We start from the raw sequence: 200 nt of genomic DNA, 5'->3' as shown, positions 1-200 counted from the left end.
TTTTTAGGCCAGCCTGGCGTTGGTTGTCCAGGTTTAAGGTGGTAGGCTGGAATCTTAGGCAAATCCGGGATTCTAAGGCCGAGAGCTGATGACGAGTTGCCATTAGGCGACGAAGTGGTTGATACCATGCTTCCAAGAAAAGCTCCTAAGCTTCAGATAACTGGGAACCGTACCCCAAACCGACACAGGTGGTTAGGTAG

1 rRNA gene is annotated in these 200 nt (G+C 50.5%); it reads left to right on the top strand.

Annotation, left to right across the window (positions count from 1 at the left end):
- Positions 1 to 200: ribosomal RNA gene (locus AK81_RS28935) — 23S ribosomal RNA — on the top strand; the annotation flags it as partial.

It is taken from the genome of Pseudomonas putida W15Oct28, from assembly GCF_000708715.2.
Taxonomy (GTDB): domain Bacteria; phylum Pseudomonadota; class Gammaproteobacteria; order Pseudomonadales; family Pseudomonadaceae; genus Aquipseudomonas; species Aquipseudomonas putida_R.
This window is presented reverse-complemented; position numbering and strand designations above follow the sequence as displayed.